Source organism: Cupriavidus sp. GW821-FHT07C08 (assembly GCF_059419025.1).
The window spans coordinates 36,225-62,164 of the sequence record NZ_JBWKQZ010000014.1 but is presented as its reverse complement, the minus strand read 5'-3'; the positions used below and the strand labels follow the sequence as shown (position 1 = coordinate 62,164).

The 25,940-nt window shown below is 61.2% G+C and carries 23 protein-coding genes and 1 pseudogene; 13 read left to right on the top strand and 11 right to left on the bottom strand.

The features are described from left to right. Positions 1-64 precede the first annotated feature (64 nt). On the bottom strand, positions 65-277 hold the full coding sequence (locus AC07UK_RS18620) for a hypothetical protein (RefSeq protein ID WP_494686112.1): 213 nt from the start codon (positions 275-277) through the stop codon (positions 65-67). Between the two features lie 201 nt (positions 278-478). Continuing rightward, on the bottom strand, positions 479-976 hold the full coding sequence (locus AC07UK_RS18615; RefSeq protein WP_494686111.1) for a hypothetical protein: 498 nt from the start codon (positions 974-976) through the stop codon (positions 479-481). Positions 977-1,371: 395 nt separating this feature from the next. Here AC07UK_RS18615 and AC07UK_RS18610 point away from each other — a divergent pair, with 395 nt between their 5' ends. The 10 genes and pseudogenes from AC07UK_RS18610 to AC07UK_RS18565 all read left to right on the top strand — a co-directional run bounded on the left by AC07UK_RS18610 (position 1,372) and on the right by AC07UK_RS18565 (position 13,534). Continuing rightward, positions 1,372-2,151: a flagellar brake protein gene (locus tag AC07UK_RS18610; RefSeq protein WP_494686110.1), complete on the top strand. Its 780-nt coding sequence runs from the start codon at positions 1,372-1,374 to the stop codon at positions 2,149-2,151. 544 nt (positions 2,152-2,695) lie between these two features. After that, entirely contained in the window at positions 2,696-3,931 is a 1,236-nt protein-coding gene (locus AC07UK_RS18605; RefSeq protein WP_494686109.1) for a SpoIIE family protein phosphatase, read from the top strand. A gap of 33 nt (positions 3,932-3,964) precedes the next feature. Next, positions 3,965-4,537, top strand: a complete 573-nt coding sequence (locus AC07UK_RS18600; RefSeq protein WP_494686108.1) for a SiaB family protein kinase — start codon at positions 3,965-3,967, stop codon at positions 4,535-4,537. Positions 4,538-4,558: 21 nt separating this feature from the next. Beyond that, positions 4,559-4,948 carry a DUF1987 domain-containing protein gene (locus AC07UK_RS18595; RefSeq protein ID WP_494686107.1) on the top strand — a complete coding sequence of 130 codons (390 nt, stop codon included), beginning with the start codon at positions 4,559-4,561 and terminating at the stop codon, positions 4,946-4,948. 12 nt (positions 4,949-4,960) lie between these two features. After that, on the top strand, positions 4,961-5,677 hold the full coding sequence (locus AC07UK_RS18590; protein WP_494686106.1) for a GGDEF domain-containing protein: 717 nt from the start codon (positions 4,961-4,963) through the stop codon (positions 5,675-5,677). A 649-nt stretch (positions 5,678-6,326) separates the two neighbouring features. After that, positions 6,327-9,758: an adenylate/guanylate cyclase domain-containing protein gene (locus AC07UK_RS18585; RefSeq protein ID WP_494686105.1), complete on the top strand. Its 3,432-nt coding sequence runs from the start codon at positions 6,327-6,329 to the stop codon at positions 9,756-9,758. Positions 9,759-9,825: 67 nt separating this feature from the next. Beyond that, a pseudogene (locus tag AC07UK_RS18580) lies at positions 9,826-9,933 on the top strand (MFS transporter); the annotation flags it as partial. A 464-nt stretch (positions 9,934-10,397) separates the two neighbouring features. Further along, complete coding sequence (locus tag AC07UK_RS18575; protein ID WP_494686104.1) at positions 10,398-11,402, top strand: DnaJ C-terminal domain-containing protein; 1,005 nt, start codon at positions 10,398-10,400, stop codon at positions 11,400-11,402. Positions 11,403-11,483: 81 nt separating this feature from the next. Next, the gene (locus AC07UK_RS18570; protein WP_494686103.1) at positions 11,484-11,921 is read left to right on the top strand and encodes an IS607 family transposase; all 438 of its coding nucleotides are present in this window, start codon (positions 11,484-11,486) and stop codon (positions 11,919-11,921) included. Further along, entirely contained in the window at positions 11,921-13,534 is a 1,614-nt protein-coding gene (locus AC07UK_RS18565; RefSeq protein ID WP_494686102.1) for an IS200/IS605 family accessory protein TnpB-related protein, read from the top strand. Before AC07UK_RS18570 ends, AC07UK_RS18565 begins: the two co-directional genes overlap by 1 nt. A 174-nt stretch (positions 13,535-13,708) precedes the next feature. Here AC07UK_RS18565 and AC07UK_RS18560 read toward each other — a convergent pair whose 3' ends face one another. Next, on the bottom strand, positions 13,709-14,449 hold the full coding sequence (locus tag AC07UK_RS18560) for a GntR family transcriptional regulator (RefSeq protein ID WP_494686101.1): 741 nt from the start codon (positions 14,447-14,449) through the stop codon (positions 13,709-13,711). Between the two features lie 151 nt (positions 14,450-14,600). Between AC07UK_RS18560 and AC07UK_RS18555 the strand changes: the two genes are divergently transcribed. Then, complete coding sequence (locus AC07UK_RS18555; protein ID WP_494686100.1) at positions 14,601-16,142, top strand: SLC13 family permease; 1,542 nt, start codon at positions 14,601-14,603, stop codon at positions 16,140-16,142. A gap of 58 nt (positions 16,143-16,200) precedes the next feature. Then, positions 16,201-18,630, top strand: coding sequence for a hypothetical protein (locus tag AC07UK_RS18550; protein WP_494686099.1), 2,430 nt, complete (start codon positions 16,201-16,203; stop codon positions 18,628-18,630). 92 nt (positions 18,631-18,722) lie between these two features. On the opposite strand, the gene AC07UK_RS18545 is transcribed toward AC07UK_RS18550, so the two are convergent. The 8 genes from AC07UK_RS18545 to AC07UK_RS18510 all read right to left on the bottom strand — a co-directional run bounded on the left by AC07UK_RS18545 (position 18,723) and on the right by AC07UK_RS18510 (position 24,498). Further along, positions 18,723-18,953: a MerR family DNA-binding transcriptional regulator gene (locus AC07UK_RS18545; protein ID WP_494686098.1), complete on the bottom strand. Its 231-nt coding sequence runs from the start codon at positions 18,951-18,953 to the stop codon at positions 18,723-18,725. A gap of 82 nt (positions 18,954-19,035) precedes the next feature. Continuing rightward, complete coding sequence (locus AC07UK_RS18540; RefSeq protein WP_494686097.1) at positions 19,036-19,761, bottom strand: alpha/beta fold hydrolase; 726 nt, start codon at positions 19,759-19,761, stop codon at positions 19,036-19,038. A gap of 184 nt (positions 19,762-19,945) precedes the next feature. Continuing rightward, the gene (locus tag AC07UK_RS18535) at positions 19,946-20,962 is read right to left on the bottom strand and encodes a carbon-nitrogen hydrolase family protein (RefSeq protein WP_494686096.1); all 1,017 of its coding nucleotides are present in this window, start codon (positions 20,960-20,962) and stop codon (positions 19,946-19,948) included. Between the two features lie 65 nt (positions 20,963-21,027). Further along, entirely contained in the window at positions 21,028-22,038 is a 1,011-nt protein-coding gene (locus tag AC07UK_RS18530; protein WP_494686095.1) for a branched-chain amino acid ABC transporter permease, read from the bottom strand. Positions 22,039-22,046: 8 nt separating this feature from the next. Then, positions 22,047-22,913, bottom strand: coding sequence for a branched-chain amino acid ABC transporter permease (locus AC07UK_RS18525; RefSeq protein WP_494686094.1), 867 nt, complete (start codon positions 22,911-22,913; stop codon positions 22,047-22,049). Between the two features lie 4 nt (positions 22,914-22,917). Further along, positions 22,918-23,610, bottom strand: a complete 693-nt coding sequence (locus AC07UK_RS18520; protein ID WP_494686093.1) for an ABC transporter ATP-binding protein — start codon at positions 23,608-23,610, stop codon at positions 22,918-22,920. Then, complete coding sequence (locus AC07UK_RS18515) at positions 23,597-24,346, bottom strand: ABC transporter ATP-binding protein (RefSeq protein WP_494686092.1); 750 nt, start codon at positions 24,344-24,346, stop codon at positions 23,597-23,599. The genes AC07UK_RS18520 and AC07UK_RS18515 overlap by 14 nt, the downstream gene beginning before the upstream one ends. A gap of 14 nt (positions 24,347-24,360) precedes the next feature. Further along, the gene (locus AC07UK_RS18510; RefSeq protein WP_494686091.1) at positions 24,361-24,498 is read right to left on the bottom strand and encodes a hypothetical protein; all 138 of its coding nucleotides are present in this window, start codon (positions 24,496-24,498) and stop codon (positions 24,361-24,363) included. Between the two features lie 246 nt (positions 24,499-24,744). On the opposite strand from AC07UK_RS18510, the gene AC07UK_RS18505 reads away from it, so the two are divergent. After that, positions 24,745-25,773 carry an AraC-like ligand-binding domain-containing protein gene (locus AC07UK_RS18505; protein WP_494686090.1) on the top strand — a complete coding sequence of 343 codons (1,029 nt, stop codon included), beginning with the start codon at positions 24,745-24,747 and terminating at the stop codon, positions 25,771-25,773. The last annotated feature ends 167 nt before the right edge of the window (positions 25,774-25,940 follow it).

Below are 25,940 nucleotides of genomic sequence, written 5' to 3'. Positions count from 1 at the left end.
CTCCCTTCGACATGATCATCGAGGTGGCCATTCCGGGTCCCCGTGTAAGGCGGCCTGGTCGTCCCTACTTCGCCGGCGGCAAGGCATCGAACCTCACCCATTTGAACGAGGAGATGAAGCAGGCGCTCTCCCGGACGCTTGGCGCGCGCCCGACCTCCCAGGAGCAGGTAACGCAGGTGTTGATGTCCTCTCCGTCTTTTAGGCCATAGAGGACGTCGTCGATTCGCCGGGTCAGGGCTAGTGCGATCATGAGTTTCATCCAGTCGGACAAGCTCATTGGGCACGATCCCCTACACTTGCCCGAAAGACGTCCTCATGAGACTGCAAAACCCAGAAGACCGTCGATGTCGCTGAACTCCTGCCCCATCAATGGTCTGCTTCTGTGCGAGCGCGGAGGCGTTCACGTACCGATGAAGGTGGCGCCCTACCGTCTCGGTTCGACTCGCGTGTTCGAGAGCGAGCGGCGCTTCATCGAGGCCTACCAGCAGACTTCGTCGTGCTTACGCAATTCAAATTTTATGCATGCAGTCCGTATCAAGTCGACCATTTGTGAGCGCGATCGTGAGCGTGCGTATGCCCTCAGTTCGCGAAGGCAACCCCGAAGATCATGAATTTCCTCAGCAGCAAGAAGTTTCCCGGCACCAAGCTTCCCTGCCATAAGGAAGAGGTTTCCGCTGCTAGGACAAGATGCATCCCGCATTTTAGCTAATTTGAATACCTCCGCCATGCTAAGCATTCCAGAAACCGGATGATAGATTTTCCCATCTGAATGATAATTCAACGACAGGTCGGATTCTGGCACATCCGAATTCCCACCCTTTTGGATATGCTCAACAAAACATTCGAGCGGCCCAAAATATTCGTCTAGCCACCAGTCCGGGATGCGCAACGCGGCAATTTTCCCGAGATTTACCACATTCTTGCCCTTTCTGCGCGCTTTCAACTGCCTCACGGAGTTTATCTTTACCTCGAGCATTTCCGATTTCCGCCAAAATTCTATAATTGGATTCCAATAATGAGGTCGACGCAAATTTTGCAGACCACGTACTACAGCCGGAAATTTCCGACCGTGGTCAAATCGCGCAGACAGCTCGGTAGCTGTCTCAACTTTTAACGCTTACGGCCATATTAACGGCAATAGAATGAATGGAGTTAATACCCACATATGTAAGCGTATTCTGAATTTTATGGCGGGGCATGCCTACAGCGTTCCGCCACGCTATTCCGCGTTGACCATCGTTTCGTCAGGCGCGCCCTGACTTACGAGAACTGCGGCGAAAATCTGGCTCTTGGGACTTCAGTCTCAATCGGTACCTGCCGTTAACCACCAATACGCTTCCAGTCAGAACCCACAGAGCGCCGTCACTCAGAATGATCATTTCTGATTCCAACGACCCCCATTATGAGATATCACCGGAAGGACATCGATCGGTGCAAACTCGCCACCCGCCTGACCCTACGCGAGTCAGTCTCGCACTGCAGGACCTTGCCTGGCTGAAATGCAGAGGTAAGCTATATGGGCGCCGCGGATATTCGTTAACGACCACCCTGTTGTCAGTAAATTCTCGAACAAGAAGCTATATCTTCGAGGGTTGCCGAACCCCTGCCGAGCAGGACTTTCTCCTCGCCTCGGGAGAAATCATCTTCTCCGCTGCGCTACGCGGAGCACCAATTCGCTTCGCCATCAGAAATCCCCGTACCGTTGAGTATCGGGGCGGACTCGCGTGTCTCGCAGACTTTCCAACGCAACTTGAATACGCAGACAGACGACGCCATCCCCGCGTGCTCATCGCGCCGACCATGAACTACACCTGCAATCTGCAGACGGCAAATGGTCAATTGCTAGATTTTGGAGTAGATAATCTGTCGCAGACAGGCGTTGGTTTGCGGACAACTTCTATCGGCTATCGAGAACTGCCAACGGGTACGATCATGCATGATTGCACACTCAACTTTGGCATTCATGGAGTAATGAAAGCATCACTTCAAGCGGTCGGATGTGGCACTGTTCAACGTAACCGAGAAATTTTTCATTTCATTGGCTGTGCCTTTCTCTCGCTCACCTCCTCGCAGAGGACCTTTCTGCAGCGTTTGATCTACCAAATCGAAAGGGATGGCGAAACCGATGGACGCCTTGCTGCAGGCTACTGAATTGCCTCTTGCTCACAAAAAATGTCCGTCTAGGGCCCTGCGATGAACTCGATAGCCGGTTCGCGCCCTACGCTTCTGCGCCTGGAAAGCGCCCTGTCTGCCCCTATGCCAAGAATGACCTACCAAGTAGGCCACCTCACCGAAATCGATCCGGAGGATCCGGAATATCCTAATATGAGCCAGGCAGCAGCCCGAGCGACACAGTTATCCAGTCTGCGCCCGGCTAGCGGCTTTGGCATTTGGAAGCGCACGAAAGGCGATACACGACTCCTTGCGATTGCCTATGCCGGCGAACTGTTCTGGAACGATACAGCCCCATCGGATGGTCTGGCGGCAGCTACGTAGTACTCACCGCACCGCCGTTCATGCTCATATTTCGACATTTCATCAGAAAATCCCTATTTTTTTGCGAAATTTCCTACAGGATGTAGGAAACGTAGATTTTCATTTCTCGGTTCGGTTACGGCAGCATATTAACCGTCACGGATTCGACACGATGTGCGCATATACTCCGCGCCATTAGTTTTCTCCCGTTCCATCCGCCATGTCCGGAGACCTTGTTGATCCGTCCGCTGCCCGACCGCGCTTCCGGCAGCCTTGTGCCGAGGATCTGGCCGCGCCAACGCCTTTGGTTACCGCGGACCAGACCAACCAGGACGTGCTGGAAGTGTTCGCGACGTACCGCGACTTAGCCTGCCTGCCAGTCACCGACCAGGGACGGCCGATCGGCTTGATTAACCGATCGATCTTCCTGTCGCAGATGAGCAAGCCGTATCACCGCGAACTCTACAGTCGCAAAAGCTGCATCGCGTTCATGGACAAGGAACCGTTAGTGGTGGATGCAACCACGAGTATCGATGCGCTGACCTTACGTACCGTGGAATACGGTGAAAAGGCGCTTACCGAAGGCTTCATCGTAGCTCGCGAAGGCCAGTTCATCGGGCTCGGCCATGGTCTTCAACTGATGCGTGTGGTTGCCGACATGCAGGCCGAGCGCAACCGCCAAATCATGCACAGCATTGACTATGCGAGCACGATACAGCGCGCAATGCTGCGCACCTCGCGCGACACGCTAACTACGACGCTGCGCGATGTCGCGCTGGTTTGGGAGCCGCGCGACGTGGTCGGAGGTGACTTTTACCATTTCGCTGCTTACGACGACGGCTGGTTTGGCGCGCTGGCCGACTGCACCGGCCATGGCGTACCGGGCGCCTTTATGACGGTGCTAGCCTCGTCGCTGCTGACGCAGGCATTGGATAAACTGGGCCCGCGCAACCCAGCAGCCTTGTTGATGGCCGTGAATCGTGGCATCAAGCAGATGCTCGGCCAGAACGACCGCGCGCCCAGTGTCTCAGACTCCGACGATGGCATGGACGCAGCGTTCTTCTGGTTCGACAACGCCACGCGCGAGCTGATATTCGCAGGCGCCAACTTGTCGCTATTTGTGCTGCAGCAGGGACAGCCAGATGGCGAGTTGATCAACGGGGCACGAATGGGCGTCGGCTACGTCAACACCGACATCGAATTCACTTGGCAGAACCACATCGTGCCGATCGGCCTAGGCACGCTGGTGTTCGTTACCACCGACGGCCTGATCGACCAGATTGGCGGCCCGAAGGAAATTGCCTTTGGGAAACGCCGCGTGCGCCAGGCGATCTTTGCACATCGCGACGCGCCGACCACCCAAATCGGCCAAGCCGTTCTCGACGTGCTTCGCAAGTGGCAGGGCCAGCAGCGCCGCCGAGACGACCTAACCTTCTTCTGCTTCCGCGCGCAGTAAAAAGCCAGTACCCGCCCGCCAAAACGCCTGCACATGACCGCTGAACAATCGATTGACAAGGAATATGGGCCGTTCTTCCAAATGGCTCAGGAACGCAACGTGATTTTCTACTACGTCGGCTACTTTTCTCAGAACATCATCGCCGCTATGTCCGACGCGGTGCGTCTGCAGCTTACCATCAGCGGTGTCGATTCCACTACACGCCGCAAACTGTTCTCGTCATTCGTTGAGATGGCGCAGAATATCGTGCACTATTCGTCCGATTCGCTCACACCAGCATCGCAACACGATGCTCAACTGCGGCACGGCTCAGTTTGCATCAGCATGGTGGACGAGCACTACCGCCTGATATGTTCAAACCCGATCGCCACCACGCGTGTCCAGCAACTCCGCAGCACACTAGAAAATCTGCGCCTGATGACGCTTGACGACATCAAGCGGGCCTACAAGGAGACCCTACGCTCCGAGGCACCCGAGGGAAGCAAAGGAGCTGGGCTTGGTTTCCTGACGATGGCGCGCGATGCCAGCGCGCCCTTAGAGTACAGATTTGAACCGATCGACTCAGACCCGGTCTCGACGATGTTCCAGCTCGTCGCCACCATCTAAGCACAGAGCAAGAAGTCACCCATGGAAAACCTGTTCATTGCCGCCACACCCAGCTCGCCCGAAATAAACTTCGAGTTCGCGCGGAACGTCCTGTCTCTCAAGGGCGAATCTTATCCCGAAAATGCGGCCGTTTTCTACGGCGAAGCCATCGCCCGATTGCGCAAGTACCTGGCCGCGTGCGAGAACACCGCCATCACCGTCAACGTCGCGTTGACCTATTTCAATAGCTCGAGCACCAAGATGCTGTTCTGCATGTTCGATGCTCTCAATGAAGCGGCGGAACGCGGAAACCACATCTGCCTGCACTGGTTCCACGACGAAGACGACGACACGATGCTGGAGTTCGGCCAAGAACTAAAAGACGACTTCCCAGCCATAGATTTCCTTGATGAAGTCACAATCAGCAGTTGAACGCTTAGCCTGATGCCGGAACCGGACCTCTTCGAATCCGAGAACAGCGTATTGGCATATGCCAAAGCGGTTCTCTGCGATGTCACCGCAGGCGAAGACGCGTATCGCCGTACACTGGGACACCTGATCAGCCACTACGAACGACTGATGCGCGAGACGCGCCGGCTTATCCAGCGCAGCGACCGGGAGGAGCTGGAAATGAACCGGCTCAACCATCGGCTAAAGGAACTGGCACAGGAACTTGAGTACCGAGCCACGCACGATACGCTGACCGGTGCATTAAATCGAGCAGCAGTGATCGACCGCGCCACGGAGGTGCTGGCACATGGCAACCTAGCGCTTATCGTCCTGGATATCGACCACTTCAAACATTTGAACGATGATTTCGGTCACCCTGTTGGTGACACTGTGATCTGCGAAGTCACCGCCTGCCTGAGCGACAGCGTCGGGACCGAAGGCACCATCGGTCGCTTGGGCGGCGAAGAGTTCGCAGCACTGGTACCAGGCCTCACGATCGACGACGCAATCGGCCTCGCTGAACGGATACGCTGCGCAATCGCCTGTCACTGCTTCCCCTCCCCCGTCAACCGCCAGGTCACAGCCAGCTTCGGGGTAAGCTGGTCACCACAGGGACGCACATTTGAGCATGCTTACGTTCATGCCGACGCTGCGCTGTACGAGGCGAAGCGTAGTGGGCGAAATCGAGTGCTGCATGCGCTCACAGGTTGACCGTCACTTTAAAGATGTGCAAATCTGGACATTCAGAATGGCGCAAGGCGGACGGTGGTCCTTGCTGGAGGGCGAAGCCAGAGGGCTTCGGCCAACGTTGCTGACGCTTAGCCGCGCAGACGCGCGACCGGCTGCGAGCCATGGCTCGCGCACCAGACTCCTGTACGCTGTGTGAACCTCTCCCCAGGCACCTTGTCGCGATCTGCGGTCTTTCCTCACACGTAACCGCAGGACTTCATAGCGCCCTCGCACCGGAACACGGACATCCGTGCCGGCGCGCGGCAATTACGCATGAGGACTGGATCAAGGCCGCTCGCAACTTGCTGGTAAACCGGAATGTGGACGCGGTACGGGGGAAATGCTGTCAAAGGACCTTGTCGTCACGCAGCAGCCTCGTTGCGCCGGACTCGAGCTTCCGGCGCAACAGGTCGTCGGAATCCTTGAAATACCAGTAGAGCCGCACCGCGCCTCTGCTTCTCGTAGGCATTCACAGCGACGTGGGCATCACTTTGCCCGCCACCGCCTGGCGACGTAGGCATCACTTCGTCCGCCGCAGGCTGGCGACGATCCCGCCCATCCGACGGCTCCTTCCCACACTGATATAAGATTTATTCGTTAGGTTTTGCAGGCCCTCAAAAGGTCTAGCGTTATGCGCTGCGCAAGCTGCGGCTTCGAGAATCCGGCAAGTGCCAAGTTCTGCGAGGAATGTGGCGCCGGGCTTTTGCGCATTTGCCCCGCATGCGGGCAAGAAGCTTGGCCGGGCGCCAAATTCTGCAGCGAATGCGGCGCGCCGTTGAGCGCGGCGCCGCCTGTCACGGCCTCTGCACCGACCGCCCCCGTTGACTACACCCCCCCATATCTTGCCGAGCGGATCCGCGCGGCACAGGCGGAGATGGAAGCCCGCGGCACGGTGGTCGGCGAGCGCAAGACGGTCACCGCACTGTTCGCCGACATGGCTGGCTCGACCGCGCTAATCCATGACCTCGATCCCGAAGACGCACGCCGCCTGATTGACCCGGTGCTAGCGCTGATGATGGAAGCCGTGCATCACTATGAAGGCTATGTGGCGAAGTCGATGGGCGATGGCATCCTGGCGCTGTTCGGCGCACCAATCGCGAATGAAGACCATCCACAGCGCGCTTTACTGGCGGCGCTGCGCATGCAGGAAGCGATGCGCCAGTACGCCGACACGGTGCGTCTCGCCCAAGGGATCGCACTGCCGATCCGCATCGGCATCAATACCGGCGAAGTGGTGGTGCGGATGATCCGTATCACTGATTTGCACACCGACTATGACCCCATTGGTAATACCATCCACATTGCTTCGCGCATGGAGAGCATCGCCATGCCTGGCTCGATCGTTGCAAGCGCACATACCTACAACCTGACCGAAGGCTATTTCGCGTTCAAGCCGCTCGGCGCGACGCCGATCAAGGGGGTACCTGAGCCGCTTGCAGTCTTCGAAGTCCTCGGTCTTGGCCCGCTGCGCACCCGTCTACAGGTGTCAGCCAGTCGCGGGCTGGCGCGCTTTGTGGGCCGCGACCGTGAGCTCGAGCAACTGCGCGAAGCGCGCGTGCGGGCGCACGCCGGACATGGCCAAATCGTCGGCGTGGTTGGCGATCCTGGAGTTGGCAAGTCGCGGCTTTTCCATGAATTCAAGCTGCTCGCGCCGCGCAATTGCCTAGTGCTGGAAACCTTCTCCGTTTCGCACGGCAAGGCCTATTCGTATCTGCCACTGATCGAGCTGCTGCGCAACTACTGCCAGATGACGGCGCACGACGATGAACGCAGGCGGCGCGAGAAGCTTACCGGCAAGGTCCTGACGTTGGACCGAGCGCTGGAAGACAGTCTGCCTTATCTGTTCCACCTCGTAGGGGCCGCTGAGCCGAACTCGGCGCTCGCGCAGATGGATGCTCAGATTCGCCAGCAGCGCACCTTCGATGCAATCACGCGGCTGCTGATACGCGAGAGCCAGGCCCAACCGCTGGAGCTGATCATCGAGGATCTGCAGTGGCTCGACAGTGAAACCGAGGCCTTCCTGGACTTTATTGGAAAGAGCATCGCCGGCACCCGGATACTGCTGCTGGTCAATTTCCGGCCCGAGTACCGGCTTGAACTGGGCCCCCAGAGCTACTATACGCAGCTGCGCCTGGACCCTCTTGGCACAGCCGAAGCCCGGGGACTGCTTCACTCGCTGCTGGGCGATGACGCCGGAGTTGCCCAGCTCGAGTACTTGATCCTTGAGCAGACCCAAGGCAATCCATTCTTCATCGAGGAGGTGGTACAGGCGCTCTTCGAGGGGCAGGTGCTGCGCGGGGAGCGCGGGCATTACCGTCTCGAGCAGGTCCCAAGCAAGCTGCATATCCCGACCACCGTGCAGGGAGTGCTCGCAGCCCGTATCGACCGCCTGCAGCCTGCAGAGAAAGCGCTGCTTCAGACCCTGTCGGTGATCGGCAAGGTATTCCCCTGGAGCCTGCTCATTCGCGTCGTCGAGCAGCCCGAGGACACGACAAAGATTCTGCTGGCGCGGCTGCAAGCCGGGGAATTCCTCTACGAGCAGCCGGCGTTTCCGGAGGTCGAGTACAGCTTCAAGCATGCGCTGACCCAGGAGGTAACCTACGGCTCGCTGCTAAGCGAGCGACGACGTGCGCTGCATGAGCGCACGGCCGAGGCAATTGAGGCGATGTTTGGCGCTCAGCGCGAGGAGCACTGCGGCGAGCTGGCGTACCACTTCAGCCGCAGCGGCAACACGCTGAAAGCGGTGGAATACCTGCACTGTGCCGGGCGCCAGGCCGTGCAACGCTCCGCCGATGCTGAAGCAGTGACCCATCTCACCATGGCCCTGTCCATGCTCGCAAAACTGCCTGACAGTCCCGAGCGGGCACGACAGGAACTTGACCTCCAAATTACTCTCGGTCCAGCGTTGATGGCAATCAAGGGCTTCGCTGCCACGGAAGTGGAGGCGACTTACGCACGCGCCATGGTGCTGTCTCGACAGCTCGGAGAGGCAGTCCAGCTCTTCCCCGCCCTGCTGGGACTGCACACGTTTTACATTGTCCGTGCCGAACTACCGCGCTCGCGCGAGTTGGCGGAGCAACTGCTTGCGCTGGCCGAAAAGGCAAAAGATCCCGCATTGCTTGTACAAGCACATCGGGCGCTAGGGAGCAGCTTGCTCAGCTGTGGCGAGCTGAACCCCTCCCGCGAGCAGTTAGAGCATGCCCTACTTCTCTATGACTCGCGGAAACACCAGTCGCATTCCTTCCTTTATGGCGTGGAACCCGGCGTGCATGGGTTGGCCCTCTTAGCCTTTGACATGTGGCTCCTCGGCTATCCTGATCAAGCCCGTGACCGCAGTCGCGAGGCGATAGCCTTGGCCCAGACACCGGCCAACCCCCCGGACTCGGCTGATGCCCTACTCTTCTCTGCCGTGCTCTGTCAGTTCCGCCGCGAAGTGCAGCAGGTAAGCGATCTGGCGCAAGCTCTCCTCGCCCTCGCAACCGAATATGGCTTACCGTTCGGGTTGACGAGTGGAACTATGCTCTCGGGCTGGGTCCTGACTGAGCAGGGACGCGTACCAGAGGGCATAGAGATGATTCAACGGGGTTTGAACGCCTACCACGCCACAGGGGCAGAACTTTGGCAGACCTATTTCTTGGCGCTGTTAGCTGATGCCTGCGCAAGAGCGGGGCAAGCTAAACGAGGGCTTGCAGCGCTGACTGAAGCATTCGCCGCAGCGGATCGGACCGAGGAGCGCTTTTACACAGCTGAATTGCACCGACTAAAGGGGAAACTGACGCTGCTGGAGCCGAGCGACGCGAGTGAGAGCGTTGGGGGGGATGCGGGGGACAACTGCCAGCACGAAGCAGAAGCCTCTTTCCTCCAGGCAATCACGATCGCTCGCCGCCAGGGCGCCCGGTCTCTGGAAATGCGCGCGGTGGTGGCTTTGAGCCGGCTCTGGCAGCACCATGGCAGGCATTCTGAGGCTCGCCAAATTCTAGCCGAAATCTATGGCTGGTTCAGCGAAGGCTTCGACACACTGGACCTGCAGGAAGCTAGGGCGCTGCTCGCCGAACTCGGCTGAAGAAACAGAGCCATTACGCAGCGTCTGCAGTTTATCGGTACGGCGCTAGTATTGTTCGCACTACCTCATCACGCTGCCTGGGTACAAAATGCCGACCGAAGCGCTGTTCTTCGTGGTCGCGCTCGCCGGAGCCTCCACTATCGGAACTCAAATTGTGACGTACCCATATGCTGGAGCTCTACCAGCTACTGTCCTCCGTCTTCGCTATAGGGACTTGCTGGATTATATATAAGGAAAGACTGAATTCTGAAAGTTTTCGCATCAGCGGGGATACAGTACGATCCAAGTCCTGGTTTAAAATCTTTCTTAATTTAAAGCAGCCAACGCCGTAAACCCTCAGATAGAGGTGTAAATTTGGATTCAAAGTGGTTCGTCTGCCAGGAAAATTTCGTCTCCCGAAAACAGAAAGAATAAGAGCGGCTGTGCATGACGCTGTCTTCTGGACCGGGATCGCCATAGGTGTCATTCTTCTGTCCGCTCTATATGAGTGGCTAGATAAAACGGGGATAATCTCCGGCCACCCAAGTATCCAGTACTCGGATGCGAGGCCTCCGTCACGGTGTACAGACTAGATGCGAGTTGGGGCATGCTCTAACAAGCAGGAAGTCGAATTCGTCAGAGTAAGACCACTGGACCGGGATGGATCGCGACTACTACCACGTACTCGGCCTTAGCAGCAGCGCGTCGCAGGCGGACATCCGGCACGCATATCGGCGCCTGGCCATGAAGTGGCATCCGGACCGCAATCTGGAAGCGGCCAGCCAAGCGGAGGAAGTATTTAAGTCCGTGCAGCAGGCATATGGGGTCCTTAAAGACCCTGTAACGCGGGCTGCCTATGATGCGGAGCGTGCTCAGCAAACCCAGGCTAACCGCAGCCACACGAGTACCGGCCGTCCTGCCCCAGATCCGGCACCGCGCACCGGTACGCGCGGTGCCGATTACGTCTGTGAAGCGACCGTCCCGCTTGAAACTGCGGTCCTGGGCGGCATTGCTGTGACAAGAGTCGACATGAAGCCACTCTGTGGGCGATGCGCTGGGGGCGGCCAGCTACGGGCAGTATGCGATAGCTGCCAGGGTCAGGGTACTCTTTCCCGTGGCTTCATTGGCAAGCAGAATTGCTGCGATCCATGCCATGGCATTGGCTGGCATTCGCACCGGTGCGACGCCTGCCGGGGGGCCGGGCATACCCGCGTGACCAAGATACTGCGTGTGAAAATTCCGCCTCACACTTTGGACGGCATCACCCTCCGCGGCACTGGCTTAGGCGGGAAATCCATCGACGGTGGTCCGCCGGGAGACCTACTTTGCAAGGTCGCGATTCGGGCAGACCGTGTGTTCAGCATCAGTGGACTAAATCTGGCGCGCGAGTTGAAGATCGATTTTGTGCTAGCAAGCTTGGGGGGAAAGACTACGATTACGTGCTTTCGTAAACCGGTAGTCGTAGAGATTCCACCGATGACCTATAGCGGCGCAGTCATTCGGATCCCGAAGCAGGGACTACACAATCCTTCCCAAGGTCGCACGGGGAATCTCGTACTGAAAGTTGCAATCGATCTACCGCCCAGAATGCGCATGCCGGACGAACGACAGCGTGAAGTACTGCGCGAGCTAGCGCGAGGCTATCGGGGCGACTCCGGCTCGTAAGACGGAGGGGTTTCCAGCAGTATGTGTTTAGGCTGCGCGAACCTGATCATGCGCGTTTAAAACGCGCGCCTATACCCGGTTATGAACAAACCGGGAACACAACTTCTATCCATCGGCGAAGCGGCAGCCGCACTTGGCGTGGCTGTCGCGACTTTGCGGCGCTGGCATCGCCAGGGCCGCCTGCTGCCGGCTCTCCGCACTTTGGGCGGTCATCGGCGCTATGCATCAGAGGCGATCCGGAGTGCATCGGGTGCGCAGAGACCTGCCGCCGGCAAGACCATCTACGCCCGGGTCTCTTCTCATGACCAGTGCGAGCAGCTACCGGCGCAAGCCGTCCACCTGGAGCGGCATTGTCATGAGGCAGGAATTGCCCCCGTCGAGGTCGTAGTGCTCGATGCAACTGCAGGGATTTCCCGCGAGCAGCAGCCCAACGAGCATCTGGTCGAGATTCTGACCGTCTTCTCGTCGCGGCTCTACGGCTCGCGCAGCCGGAAGAACCTCAAGGCGGTGGCGGGCTGATGCAGGCGACCACCCAGACCCGCCTGCGCCTGAGCGAAGAGGTGGAGACTATCCTCCAGCGCTACGGCGACCTCTACGGCACGCTCAAGCGCAAGCTGTACGCTCGCGTGGCCGCTGGCGGGGGCAAGGCAATAGCGTATAAGACCGAGTTCTGTCGCACGTACGCCATTCCCGCGCGGTTGTTTAATGCCTTAGCATGCGACGTTCAGGGGCAAATAGACGGGAGGCGGGAACTGCTCAAGGAGCGACGCAAGGACCTGAACAAGGCGCTGGCGCGCCAGAAGAAGCAACTGACCACGCGTCGGGAGCGGCTGGCAGAAGTCGCCAAAGATCGGCTCCGCCTGGCGCCGGCGCGTCTGCACAAGCTCAAACGGCAAGCTCACGCCAATACTGTCGCTCTCGCTCGCCTGGAGTCGAAGATCCGCGCAGTGGAAGCCCACCTTGCCGCGAAGGTGCCCGGCATCTGCTTTGGCACCGGCAAGCTGTTCCGGCAGCAGTTCCACCTGGAGTTGACCTCGCACGCCGACAAGCATGCTTGGCAGGCGGCGTGGCGCCACGCCCGCTCGCATCAGGTGTTCTTCCTGGGCTCCAAGGGCGAGACATCGGGCAACCAGCTCTGCCAACTACTGCAGGCCGAGAATGGTCAGTTTCGCCTCAAGATACGCTTGCCCGATTGCTTGCTCGCCGATGGCGGATCCAAGTATCTGGTCATCGAGAACGTGGACTTCGCCTATGACCGGCCGGCCATCGAGCGCGCGCTCGCCGAGAACGTTGCCCTGAGCTGGCGGCTGCACCGGGACGAGCGCGGCTGGCGGGCGTTTGTCGCCTTCAGCCACCCAGCGGCGGAGCGCTCCACGCTGGCGGTCGAGCACGGCGCCATCGGTGTCGACTTCAACGTCGATCACCTGGCCGTGACCGAGACCGACCTGTACGGCAACATGCTCCGAACCCTGCGCTTGCCGCTGCTGCGCGAGAATGCCACCTCGGGGCAACGCGAGGCCGCACTGTCTGATGCATTGAGTCAGGCCGTCCGTCTGGCCCGGGATGCCAGAAAACCGCTGGTGGCGGAGGACCTGGACTTCAGCGCCAAGAAGAAGGCACTGGGCCAGCTCAGCGCCAAGGGCGCCCGCATGCTCTCGGGCCTGCTTTATGCCAAATACCGACAACAGCTCGCCGCCAAGTGCCACCGGGCCGGCGTCGAACTGATTCTGATCAATCCAGCCTACACGTCGACCATCGGGGCAGTAAAGTACGCCGTGCGACGGGGCTGGAGCGTGCATGCTGCCGCAGCGGGCGTGATTGCCCGCCGCGGGCAGAAGTTGTCTGAACAATTGCCGCGCGCCGGCACGGATGTCCGTGTCCCGGTGCGAGGGCGCCATGAAGTCCTGCGGTTACCTGTAAGGAAAGACCGCAGATCGCGACAAGGTGCCTGGGGCGAGGTTCACACAGCGTACAGGAGTCTGGTGCGCGAGCAGTGGCTCGCAGCCGGTCGCGTGTCTGCGCGGCCAGGCGTCAGCACCGTTGGCCGAAGCCCTCCGGTTTCGCCCTCCAGCAAGGACCACCGTTCGCCTTGCGCCATTCTGAATGTTCAGATTTGCACATCTTTAAAGTAACGGTCTAGGCGGGAAATCTATTGACGGTGGTCCGCCGGGAGACCTGCTTTGCAAAGTCGCGATTCCGGCAGACCGGATGGCCATTCGCTAACAAAGCTACTCCCCCAAAGAATGGTACCCAACGAGATATTCTCTTATCGGGATACTTTGTGGATCTGTTTTTCCACAATACTCTTAATCCTCCGGCGTCCTCCGCACTCCGCTGTTCACCACAAACTCATATCGTTCCGGCCGAATATGGAACACTGTTCCCTCGCAGGTACGGCCGTCTTCGAGTCGTGAAGTGCGGCGCATCAGCAGCAGCGGTGTTCCCTCGCCCACGTCGAGCCACCGGGCAACGTTTGCCGGCGCGCCAACTGCAGTTACCGACAAATCGGCGTCGGCAATCCGCCATCCTGGCAACAACTCGATCATCTCGTAGGAAGGGAGCGTCGCCGCCTGCTCGCGCGAGATCATCCGTGCTTCGGGCAGCATCCACGTCTGCGCCAGCGCCACCGGCTCACCGTCGACGCGATGCAGCCGTTCGATATAGACACAGCTGACGACGTCAGGGGAGAACGCTTTGCGCAGCGATTGTGGCACCTCACTTTCGTCGAACCGCAGCAATTCCATCTGTACCGATACTCCCTGGCGCGTGAGCGAATCGTAAAAGCCACGCAGAACATCGAGCCGATGACGCATTCGGCGCCGCGTAGCAAACGTGCCCTTTCCTTGCTTACGCTCGACAAGCCCCTCCTCAGCCAAACAGCCGATTGCAAGGCGTACCGTCACACGACTCACGCTGAAACGCTCGCCGAGTTCGGATTCGGACGGCAGGCGCCCGGTTGGCTCATAGACGCCGCGTTCCATTTCGTCGCGCAGTTTCGCTGCGATCTGCACATACAACGATGTCGCATCTTCTCGAACCAAGGTCATCGGTAGGTCTGCTCCGTGTCGTCCATTTCAATTGAACCGATATCGATATGAAAAGTGATTCTATAGCCAGCTTGTATTGAAACGTATTATTCCAATCCGAGCGACCGGTTTTAGACCGGCGCATTACAGCGTGACAAACGGGAGAAAGCAAGTGGCTCACGACAGAATCGGGCTGGCGCTACAGGACGCGATGGCCGCGCCGTCCGCGCAGCCTAGCGGCCCTCATGCGGAAGCGGCCGTTCACGGCATGAACGTCCGCTCGCGGCTCGGCTTTGCGGCGGCTTGGATTGCATTCTTCGCGATTGGGTGGCTGATGTCGCCGCTGCCTGGCCTGTCAGCTAGCGGTCAAGCCACGCTCGCAGTCGTTGCATGGGTCGCGATCGTCTGGGTTGTCGAGGCAATTCCGGTCGGCATCACCGGCATCCTGCTGCCGATGCTGCTCGTGCTCTCGCACGCGGCACCAAATTTTTCGAAGGCGGCAAGCGGATTTGCGGCGCCCGTCGTGTTCCTGTGTGTTGCCGCGTTCCTATTCTCCGCGATCATGCAGGCCTGCGGGCTCGACCGCCGAATTGCGCTGCTGCTCCTCGACCGGCTACGCGTACGCACCGCGAACGGCGTAATCTGGGCGATGTTCGCCGTCAACTTCACGCTGTCGCTCGTCGTACCGGCCGCGAACGCGCGCGCGGCGACCCTGCTGCCGGTTGTGAACGGCATCGCCCGGTTATTCGGCGACTCGCCGCGTGAACGCGATGCGCGCAAGGCAATCGTGATCCAGACAATCGTCTATGGCGCCATGATCAGCGGGATGTGCATCCTGACCGCGCATCTGCCGAATATGGTCGTTTCTGGCCTACTCGAGAAGGAGCTTGGCATCCGCATCTCATATTTCACGTGGTTCAAGCTGCAGTGGCCGTACCTCGGAATGTTTGTACTCACGCAATGGTGGGTGCAGACGTATTTCCGGTCGCGGGCCGTGCCGATTCCTGGCGGTCGTGCGGCGCTCTTGGCAATGCGCGGAGCCCTGCCGCCCGCGAAGCTCCGTGACTGGCACGTGCTTGGGATGCTCGCGCTCGTCGCGATCGCGTGGGCGGCCGAACCGCTGCACCACCTGCCCTCCGAAATCGTCGCGCTGATCGCGCTCGCGCTGTTGTTTGCCCCGGGCGTGCTCGGCGGCATCGACTGGCACGACATCGAGCGGCGGACGATGTGGGGCACACTGTTCCTGCTTGGCGGCGCGCTGTCGCTGTCCTCGGCGATTAGCTCGTCTGGCCTCGCGGAATGGGCGGCCGCGCATCTCGGCTCCGCCGCGCACGGCTACGGCTGGTGGGTCGCGATTGGAATCGTGATGGTTGGCACGCACGTGATCCGAATCGGGATGCTCTCGAACGTCGCTGCCGTCACGATGATCGCTCCGATTGCTCTCGCACTCTCGACGCAGCTCGGTCTACATCCAGTCGCATTCACGCTGCTGGTCTGCGATACCGATAGCTTCGCTTACCTACTGCCAACACAGATTACCGCCGGCGTGATCGCGTACGGCAGCGGCGCATTCTCGACCGCGGACTACGCCAAAGTCGGCGCTGGCTCGGTGTTGATCGCAATCCTGTATGGGCTCTGTGTGATGGCGCCGTGGTACGCGTATCTCGGCATCCCCGTCTGGAATCCCACGGCGCCCTGGCCGTTCACGCATTGATTGCAGATTCCATATACCGCACACCCTACACCCCGACCAAACTGTTGACACGTTTCCGATGACCGATTTCCATCTCCCCTCCGACGATACCGTCGCCGACGACGGCATTGATGCGCGCGCCGCGGCATTGCGCGAACGCCTTGGACCGCACACTGCGCCGGCCGGCCTTTACGAACGCCACAAGCAGTTGCCATTCGCTGGCCGCGTGCGCTGCAATGTCGACCGTCTCGAAGCAGGTAGTTGGGGTGAGATCGTGCTCGACTACGAAGTCGGTTCGTCCGGCATCGCCGACGGCGGCTGGCTCAAAGCAACGTTCAAGTTCTATTCGGACTGGGCATTGTTCCAGACGACTGACCCGACCGCCGCGAACTACATAAGCGCAGAGTATCACGCGGCGCCGCTGGTGGGCGGCCAGAGCCCAGCGTCCGTGCAGTCCCTAAACGTCCGCTTCGACCAGAAGGGACACGAGCGGCCGTTCCAGAAGGCGGTGATCGTCGACATCGTCGACGGTTACGTGAATGCCGGCGACCGAATCGTGGTCCGGCTTGGCGACCGGCGGCAAGGGCCCGGCACCCGCGTGCAGACTTTCGTCGAGGATGATTTCCGGTTCCGGCTGTACGTGGACCCGCTCGGCACGTCGCGCTTCGTCGCGGTTCCGGGCGACATCTCGATCGACGTGCATGCGGGCGCGCCGGCGGCCGTGCAGCTGAACGGCCCGCGCTTCGTGCATCCAGGGCAGCCGGCAACTTTCCGGCTTTCGCTGCAGGACCGCTGGGGCAACGCGTGCCGCGACGTCGACGCGTCTGCGCGCGTGACCGCGTATGACGAACGCGACACGGTCGTCTACCGGCGCGACCATCCGCTGCCCGCGTCGGGCTGGGCAACCTGCGCGATCGACGGTCTGCCAGCGCGCACTGGTGCGCTGCGGATCGTCGCCGATGTGCCAGGCCGGCCCAACGTGCACGCCGCGCAGGCGCGACTGACCGTCGACGCAGCGCTGCCCGCGCCGCGCGCATGGTACGCGGACCTGCACGTGCATGCGCACGACACGGTCGGCACGAACAGCCCTAGCTACAACGCCGCGTATGCCCGCGACATCGGCGGAATCGACGTGCTCGGCTATACCGCGAACGATTTCCAGATCACCGATACGAACTGGCAGGCCGGCGTCGATGCCGTCGAGCGGTTCAACGAGCCGGGCCGCTTCGTGGTCTATCCGGTGCAGGAATGGTGCGGCAGCTCGACGGCGGGCGGGGACCACAACGTCGTTTTTCTCGGCGACGAACGCCCTGGTTTCCCGTACAACGCGCGCGGCGAGCATAACCGGACGCTTGTCTGGAACGAGGACATGAAGGGGAACGCTGTCGAAATCGGCCGCTGGCCGGTCGAGGAGCTGTGGGATGCATACGCGGGAGACGCCGCCCGGCATCTGGTGATGCCGCATGTCGGGGGCCGCCGCTATATTCCAGACTGGCATCATCCGGAACTGGAGCGCCTAGTCGAGATTGCATCGACTTGGGGGCATTTCGGCTGGCTGTATCAGGACGTGATCGAGCGCGGCTACCGGCTCGGCGTCGCGGCAAGCGGCGATGAGCATCGTGGCCGCCCCGGCGGCGGCGCCCCCGGCGTGCAGGTGTTCGGCGTGCGCGGCGGGCTAACTGGCGTGCTGTCGGATGGGCTCGATCGACACAGTATCGGCAAGGCGCTGCGTGCGCGGCATACGTGGGCGACCACCGGCGAGCATAGCGCAATTCTCGTCAATTGCGGCACGCACCGGCAAGGCGACGCGTTTCGCCATCGCGGCTCGGCAACACTCGACTATCGGTTGCTCGGCGAGACCGGCTGGGAATATGTCGCGGCCTACGACCATACCGGCAAAATTTGGGAGCGGGACCTGCACTCGGAACTCGGTTACGCAGATCGATTGATCCGCATCCGCTGGGGTGGTGCACGAATCCGCGACCGCTACCGTTGGGCCACGTGGCGCGGCGTTATCCGGGTCATCAACGGCACGATTCACAACTTCGGATCGAACGGCTTCGAGCACCTTGAAGAAGCTGCTTGGCGCACCGGTACGACCGATATCGAATTCCGCAGCGATACATACGGCGATGCGGATAGCGTCGATATCGACGTCAGCGGCCTTGCCGATGCCACTATCGTAATCGAGGGAACCATCGACGGCTTCAAAAAGGTCGGCGATTCGCTGCAGCGAAACCCGTTCGTGCATGCTCCGTCGTTCCGCTGGGAAATCCGCGGCGCGGACCTTCTCGCGAACGGCTCGGCCAAGTACACACTCGGTGGCACCGAGCTTTTCGTCGCAATCGAGAGACTGACCGACCGCGCGCTGCCTCACGACCTCTCCGGCAACATCGAAATTGCGCCGGGCAATGCCTCATTTGGCTTCCGACCGGTCTATTTCTTCGGGCGGCAACGCGACGACGCGAAGGTGTGGTCGTCGGCGCAGTTCATCACGTTCGAGGAATAACGAGAAGGCAGAGTATGGATGGTAGACCGACCAACATTGATGAATCCAGCCTCGTGACAATGTCGTTCAAGACGGGCGGCTTGCTTCAGTAGCTACTCGCGCTGGTCCTGAGAGGAGACGCGGGCGCAGCAGATGGTCTTGCCGGCTGCGGGCCTCTGCGCCCCCGATGCACTGCCGATGCCGCCTAATGTGCGCAATCCAGGCGGCAGATGGCCCTGGCGATTCCAGCGCCTCAAAGTCGCGACAGCCACGCCAAGCGCGACCGACGCTTCGCCGACGGATAGAAGGTGCGTTCCCGGTTTTTCATAACCGGCTATAGGCACGCGTCTTAAACTCGCAGGATTAGGATTGTTAAGGCTATCCGCATACGCTACATACCTACGAGGGATTGCAGAACGGCGCGCCTTATTGGCTGCTGACCAGGTCGTCGATTGCCTCAGCGAGTGCGCCCGGGCTTGAGAAGAATGGACAGTGATCTGTATCGAGGGTCACGACGGCGCGGCAGGGAAGATGCGATTGCATGCTTCTCTGCAGCGCAATCGGCACAGCGTTGTCGTGCAGACATTCGACATAGGCTCGCGGGACTTTGCCGAAGCGGTCTTCGGACAGTCGAAGTGGCGTCCCGAACACCACCATGGGCTCGGCACCCATGGCCGCCTCGGCCCGGCGAACGAGTTCCTCGGGTGTGGTGTTGTAGAGAACCTTGCCGATCGCTTCCTTGGTCACTGTCGTGGTCGTTCCATCAGACCCTGGGTCAAGAAACGACGACTTGGACTCCCCGGTGGCTTGTGCAATCGTGCCTCCCAGCGTCTCGCCATCACGCAACAGAAAAGCCGAAAGATAAATGAGGAGGCCAATCGAATTCGGGACGCGTTGAGCCACCTCGCTGACGACGATGCCGCCTCGGCTGTGTCCGAGCAGCGCCACTGGTTCGTCCTGCGTTTGCACGATCTCCGCGATTTGATCGGCCCAACGAGCAAGACTGACTTCGCTCAGCGGGGTTTTGTCGTCGCCCATGCCGAGCAGATCAGGCGCTATGACCTTGTGGCCTTTCCCCTCCAACAGCGGGACAAGTTCAGACCAGCACCAGCTTGCGTGCCACGCTCCAGAGACAAGTACGATTGTCGACAAGACTGTATCCTTTCTTTGACTAGAGCAGCACGCTCCAGCCTACGGTGTTCTCAATTGATTTCGGCTCACTGAGCCGGCGACACGCATTTGCACTGTCGCTTGCCAAAACCCGAGCTTGGGCAGCCGCGCCCGCGCCCACAACGCCGCCTGCCATCCGGCGACGTTGTGGGCGCCGGCCAATGGCTTACGCGGCTGCGCTGCCCTCCTGCGGCTGCGGCTCCACCATGTCCGCTGGCAAGGCGAAGTTCTCCACGCACCGCGTGGGCCGGTTATTCAGCAGCAGACGCGTCACGTCCGGGCGCGAATAATGGCCCACCGGGTCCATCGCATTCTTGGCGACACCAATCATGCCCAAATCCAGCTCCGCGATAAGCAGGCCCTCGGCGTCCTCGGCCATCTTTTCGGCCAACGGGCTACCGTCCGGACCGTAGATTACTGAGTGGCCACCTCCTGTGTGCGTGAGCGCGTGCTTCTCTGGCGTGTCGCACAGTTCGTCCACCATCTCCTGGGAGATCAAGGCGCACGGCGCGATGACGAAGCAGCTTCCCTCCACGGCGTAGACCTTGCTCACCGCGTTATTCACCTCCCAACCCAGAGCATGGGCGAACGGTTCATAGGTGGCGAAGCTCGGCCAGCACGCGACGTGCACCTGCTCGTGCTGCGAGTACATTGCGTACTTGTTGAGTGAGAGGATGTTTTCCCAGCAGCACAGCGCGCCCAGCCGACCGAGCGGGGTATCGTGTACGGCCAGATCGCTGCCATCGCCTTCGCCGAATACCGTGCGTTCCGCGTGCGTGGGACGCAGCTTGCGGCGCTTGCCGATCGTCTCGCCGTCCGGGCCGATGGTCCATTGCGCTATGTAAAGGCTACCGCCGCTGCGTTCGGACAAGCCGAGCACCGCCGTAATTCCGGCGCGCTTGACCGCCTGCCGCAGCTTTTCAGCTTGCGGGCTGTCATAGGAAAGCGAGTTGTCGAAGTAGCGCTGCACGAAGCCGCGCGCGATGGCCCAAGCGGGAGCCCCCAGCCAGATGTGCCAGGGATAGCCGGGAATGAAGGTTTCGGGAAAGGCAATCAACTCGCAGCCCTTCTCGCGCGCCTCCTCGATGAAGCGAATGCACTTGTCGACCGTCGCGTCGAGGTCGAGCCAGACTGGCGCCGCCTGTACGGCAGCGACCTTGTATTTTGGATGTGTGATACCCATGGAACTGCTCCTTCGTGGTTGATGCTCGGAAGTGGGATGGAATACGCGGTAGTCGGAGTGCAGTCTCACGGCATCGAACGGCGGATCCGGAAGGGATCCAGGCGGGGCCAGCGGCGCAACACGAGACTCCAGGTGCCGCCTGGGGCGGCCACCATAACGGTGATCGCCAACAGGCCCATGGCGATGAAGTACCAAGCTCCGAAGCCGGCTGCGAACTCACGCAGCGTGAAATAGATGAGCGCGCCGACAATCGGACCTTCGATGCGACCGATGCCGCCCAGTACCGCGATGAAGATCGCCGTGGCGGTCCAGGACATGCCGAAGCTCGCGTCCGGGCTAACCTGCAGGGTGTTCATGTAGGCGACCGCACCCGCAGCCCCGGTGATCGCGGCGGCGGCAGTCCACAGCGCGAGCTTGGCGCGCGCGACCGAGACGCCGCACGCCCGCGCCGCTGCTTCGCCGTCGCGCACGCTCGCCAACGCCAGGCCCAGGCGACTGCGCAGCAGCAGGCGGGCGGCAACCAGCGTCAACGCGCCGATGGCTAGCGCAGCCCAGTACACGCCGGCATTGCGCTCGACGCGTGAGAGCTCGCGCAGGCCCATCAAGGGCATGCCGCCGCCGGCTCCGAAGACTTCGCTGTTGAGCGCGATGATGCGCATCAGTTCCGCCAGCACCCAGGTGCCCACGGCGAAATGGGCACCGGCCAGCCGGAACATAGGCCATGCCGTCGCCAGGGCAAACAACACCGCTGCCGCAGTGGCGAGAGGCAATGTCCACCAGGGGCTCAGGCCGAAGGTGTTGGCAATGTAGAAGAGTGCGTAGGCTCCGACGCCAACGAACGCATGCTGTCCTACCACCACCATGCCGCCGAACCCCGCAAGTAGGTTCCAAGCCATGGCAATGGCGAACACGGTGAACACTTCCACCAGCAGGCGCTGAGTGGCGAAGCCGGCGAACCAGGGAATGGCAGCCAGCGCGGCGACGACCAGTGCGGCGACTGCCCAGCCGTATGGAAAGCTGAGTACGGGCCGGGCTTCTGACGGGGCCATTACGGCGGGCACTTTATTGGACGGCATGACTGTACTCATTCGGAGCGGACGCGCACCAGGCCTTGCGGGCGCACGAGCAATGCGAGGAGGAAAACGAGGTGGCCGAAGAAGGCGCCGAGGCCGGGGTGGATCTGAGCCCCCAGCACCTGAGCCAGTCCGATGACCAACCCACCGGCGAAGCTACCCCACAGGCTGCCTAGGCCGCCGAGGACGACAGCCTCGAAAGCAAAGAGCAGGCGTTCCGGCCCGGCCGAGGGCGCAAAGGGCGTACGGATGCCATAGAGCACCGCGGCCAGGCCGGTGATGGCCATGACGAAACCGGCCATCAGTGCAAAGAAACGTTTATCGTGCACGCCGACGAGCCGTGCCGTTGCCGGGTCATCCGCCACGGCGCGCGCCTGGCGCCCCCAGTGCGTACGCGCGACCACCGCATGCGTCAGGGCATACAGGCCCACGCTCACGGCGGTGATCAGCATCGGCAGCACGCCGATTGATAGGTCGCCAAGCTGTATGCCGAGCAGACCCAGCTGGCCCGAAGGCAGGCTGCGCGTGTCGGCAGTGAAGAGCTCCAGCAGCAGGTTCTGAATCACCACGGACAGGCCGAAGGTCACTAGCAGGGGTGACAACTCCTGCGCACCCACCACCCGGTTGAGCAATCCCGCTTGCAGCAACCAGCCGATTGCGAACATAGCTGGCAGGACAATCGCAAGGACGGCGAGAGCGGACCAGCCAGTCGCCGCCATCGTCGCGCCCGCAAGATAAGCGCCCAGGACGATCAGGTCGCCATGGGCCAGGTTGATCATGCGCATCACGCCCAGGCTCAGGCTCAACCCCAGTGCGAACAACGCGTACAAGGAACCGAGCATGAGCCCGTTGAGAACGATCTCGATCAGAGAGGCCATTCGTTCAGACTCCGAAATAGGCTTGCGCTACGGCATGCCGGTCCGCATTGGCGGAGATACCTTCGAAAACCACGCGCCCCTTCTGCAGGCAGATGAAACGGTCGGAGCCCACCAGCGCGCGCTGCACGTTCTGCTCGACCAGCAGGATGGCCATGCCGTCGCGGCGCGCCATGGCTAGCAATCGGTAGACCTCCTCCACGGCTAGCGGCGACAGGCCCAGCGATACCTCGTCGCACAGCAGGTAAGAAGGGTTGCACACCAGCGCCCGCGCAATCGCTACGAGCTGTTGCTGGCCGCCCGACAGCGCGGTAGCGGGGCGCCCCAACAACTCCCCCAGCACGGGCAAGCACTGCAGCACGCGCGCCATCGTCCACGGGCCGCTTCGTCCGTTGCGTGCCGCCAGTTGCAGGTTTTCCTCCACAGTAAGGCTGGGGAATAGGCGCCGGCCTTCGGGCACCAGTGCGATGCCGCGGGCGAGCTGGCGCCGCTCGGGATCCCCGCCGATTGGCTCGCCTTCGAGGCGCACGCTGGTCGGGCGCACGGCCTGCGCACCCGCCAGAGACCGCAGCAACGTTGTCTTGCCGGCGCCGTTAGCACCGATGAGAGCGACCGTTTCGCCCGGTGCCACGTCGAATGAAACACCGAACAATGCCTGGAACAGGCCATAGTGTGCATCCAGCGCCTCAATGTGAAGCATGGGACACCTCCGCTTCCATCTCGAGCTCGGCGCCCAAGTAGGTCTCACGCACAATGCGGCTGTTGATCACATCTCGAGGCGTGCCATCAGCAAGCACGGCTCCTTCGGCCAGGACGACCAGTCGGCGCGCAGCCGAAACGAGCGCGTGCACCTGGTGCTCGATCCACAAGACCGTGACACCCTGCGCATGAATCTCCCGCACTAGGTCCACCAGTTGGTGAACCTCCGCGTCGGTGAGTCCTCCACCCACTTCGTCCAGCAGCAGCAGGCGCGGCCCGGTGGCGAGCGCGCGTGCCAGTTCGAGGCGTTTGCGTTGTAGGAGCGAGAGTGACGCCGCCGACCGGTTGCCCACATCCGAGAGTCCACAGCGCCCCAATGCGACACAGGCGGCTGCATCCGCATGCCCGCCATGCAACCCGGCGCCGAATGTAGCGGCCACCAGCACGTTCTCATACACTGTGAGGCCGCCGAACGGCTGCGGGATCTGGAAGGTACGACCGATGCCAGCGCGGCAGCGCGCGTCGGCGCCCAGGGCGGTGACTTCGCTGCCGGCCAGCCACACACTGCCGGTGTCGCACGCCAAGTGACCCGCAATGAGCCCGAACGCCGTCGTCTTGCCGGCACCATTGGGTCCGATGACGCCGACGAATTCACCCTCGTCCACCGCGAGGTCGAGACCTCGGATGATCGGCGTCTTACCGTATGACTTGCGGACCTGCCGAAGCTCTAGTAGCACACGTGACTCCCGTCTCAAGCCTTGAGCAGTTCGAACTTGCACTGCACCACGGTCTGGAGCGCGGTGCAGCTGGACTTCAGCGCGGCCACGCCTGCCTCCGCGAACCGGCGGCAGGCCGAGGGTGCGGTTTGTCGTGATCGGGGACGGTGCATGAGCGCTCCTCTTCAGTGCGTACTAGGTAGAGGTAAGCGTATGTCGCGGTTCCTGGTCGAGCTTGGCTGCTGCCGACCTATCACTTGATCAGCGGCGTACTTTGGACTGGTTCCGACAACCGCCTTGTTTAGCGCCGACATGCGACGTTGGGGATTGACCCTAGGGCATTTTTGCGCCTTCCGACTATGCTTGATCGACCTGTCGGGCCCGGAATTTGCGTCGCGACCGCAGCCCTGGAGATACCGATGTCCGCACCCGTCTATCAGCCACTTGGCACGTTGCGCCCCACCGAGTTGTCACCGCACCGCAAACGCCTGAGCACCGGTGGGGTTCCAGCGGTCGAGCGCTTCTCGTACTGGGTCGACATGATCTGCGCGATATACGCGCAACTGGAATGCGAGCGCCCTACGGACGTCGATGTTTTCGGCGAAATCGAGTTTAGCCAGCTGGGGCCGCTCGACTTCACGCACCTGAGGTCCAATGTGCCCCGCGTCTGGCGTACGGACAGCATGATTCGCCACAACGAACAGGACCGCTGCCTGGTGCAGATTCAACGTGCCGGCCGCTCTGTCGTGTGCCAGGACGGCCGCGAAGCCATGCTGGTACCGGGGGACTTCGTCATCTATGACACGACACGCCCCTACACACTGCACTTCGAAGACGACTTCCACGATCTCGTCGTGGTGCGGCTGCCGCGCGCAGCGCTGGCGTCGCATGTAGCAAATCTGGAGGAGCTCACCGCAATGACGGTGCCCGGCACGTGCGCGGCCGGCAACCTGCTTCTGTCGATGGTGGACACGCTGCAGCGCGACCTCGACCGCTTGCACCCATCATCGGCAATAGGCGTCTCCGAAGGCATCACAAGCATCATCGCGGCCGGCCTGCGCAGCCTGCCGGGCGCCAACACGCGCCGTGCTTCGAGCCTGAGTTCCTATCATGTGACGCGCGTCAAAACCTACGTGATGGAGCAGCTGCGCGATCCGAACTTATCCATCGCCAGCATCGCCACCGCAATGCGGCTGTCGCCCGATCACCTCAGCAGGCTGTTCCGGGGCGAACCTGTTCCTCTGTCGCGCATGATCTGGCACCAGCGACTGGAAGCGTGCCGCAGGGAGCTGTCAGACCCGCGGCAGGCGCGACGCGGCGTGAGCGACATCGCTTTTTCCTGGGGCTTCAACGACGCAGCTCATTTCAGCCGAAGCTTCAAGGAGCAGTATGGGGCAACGCCGCGGGAGTGGCGCCAGCAGGTGCTTGGGCAGGATTGTGGGTGCTAGCGGGATGTAGGGCGGACGCCTGGAGGGCAAAGCCCGAGGGCTTCGGCCAACAGTGCGGGCGCCTAGCCGCGCAGACGCACGACCGGCTGCGAGTCCTTGCTCGCGCACCAGACTCCTGGACGCTGCATGAACCTCGCCCCAAGGCACCTTGTCGCCGTCTGCGCTCC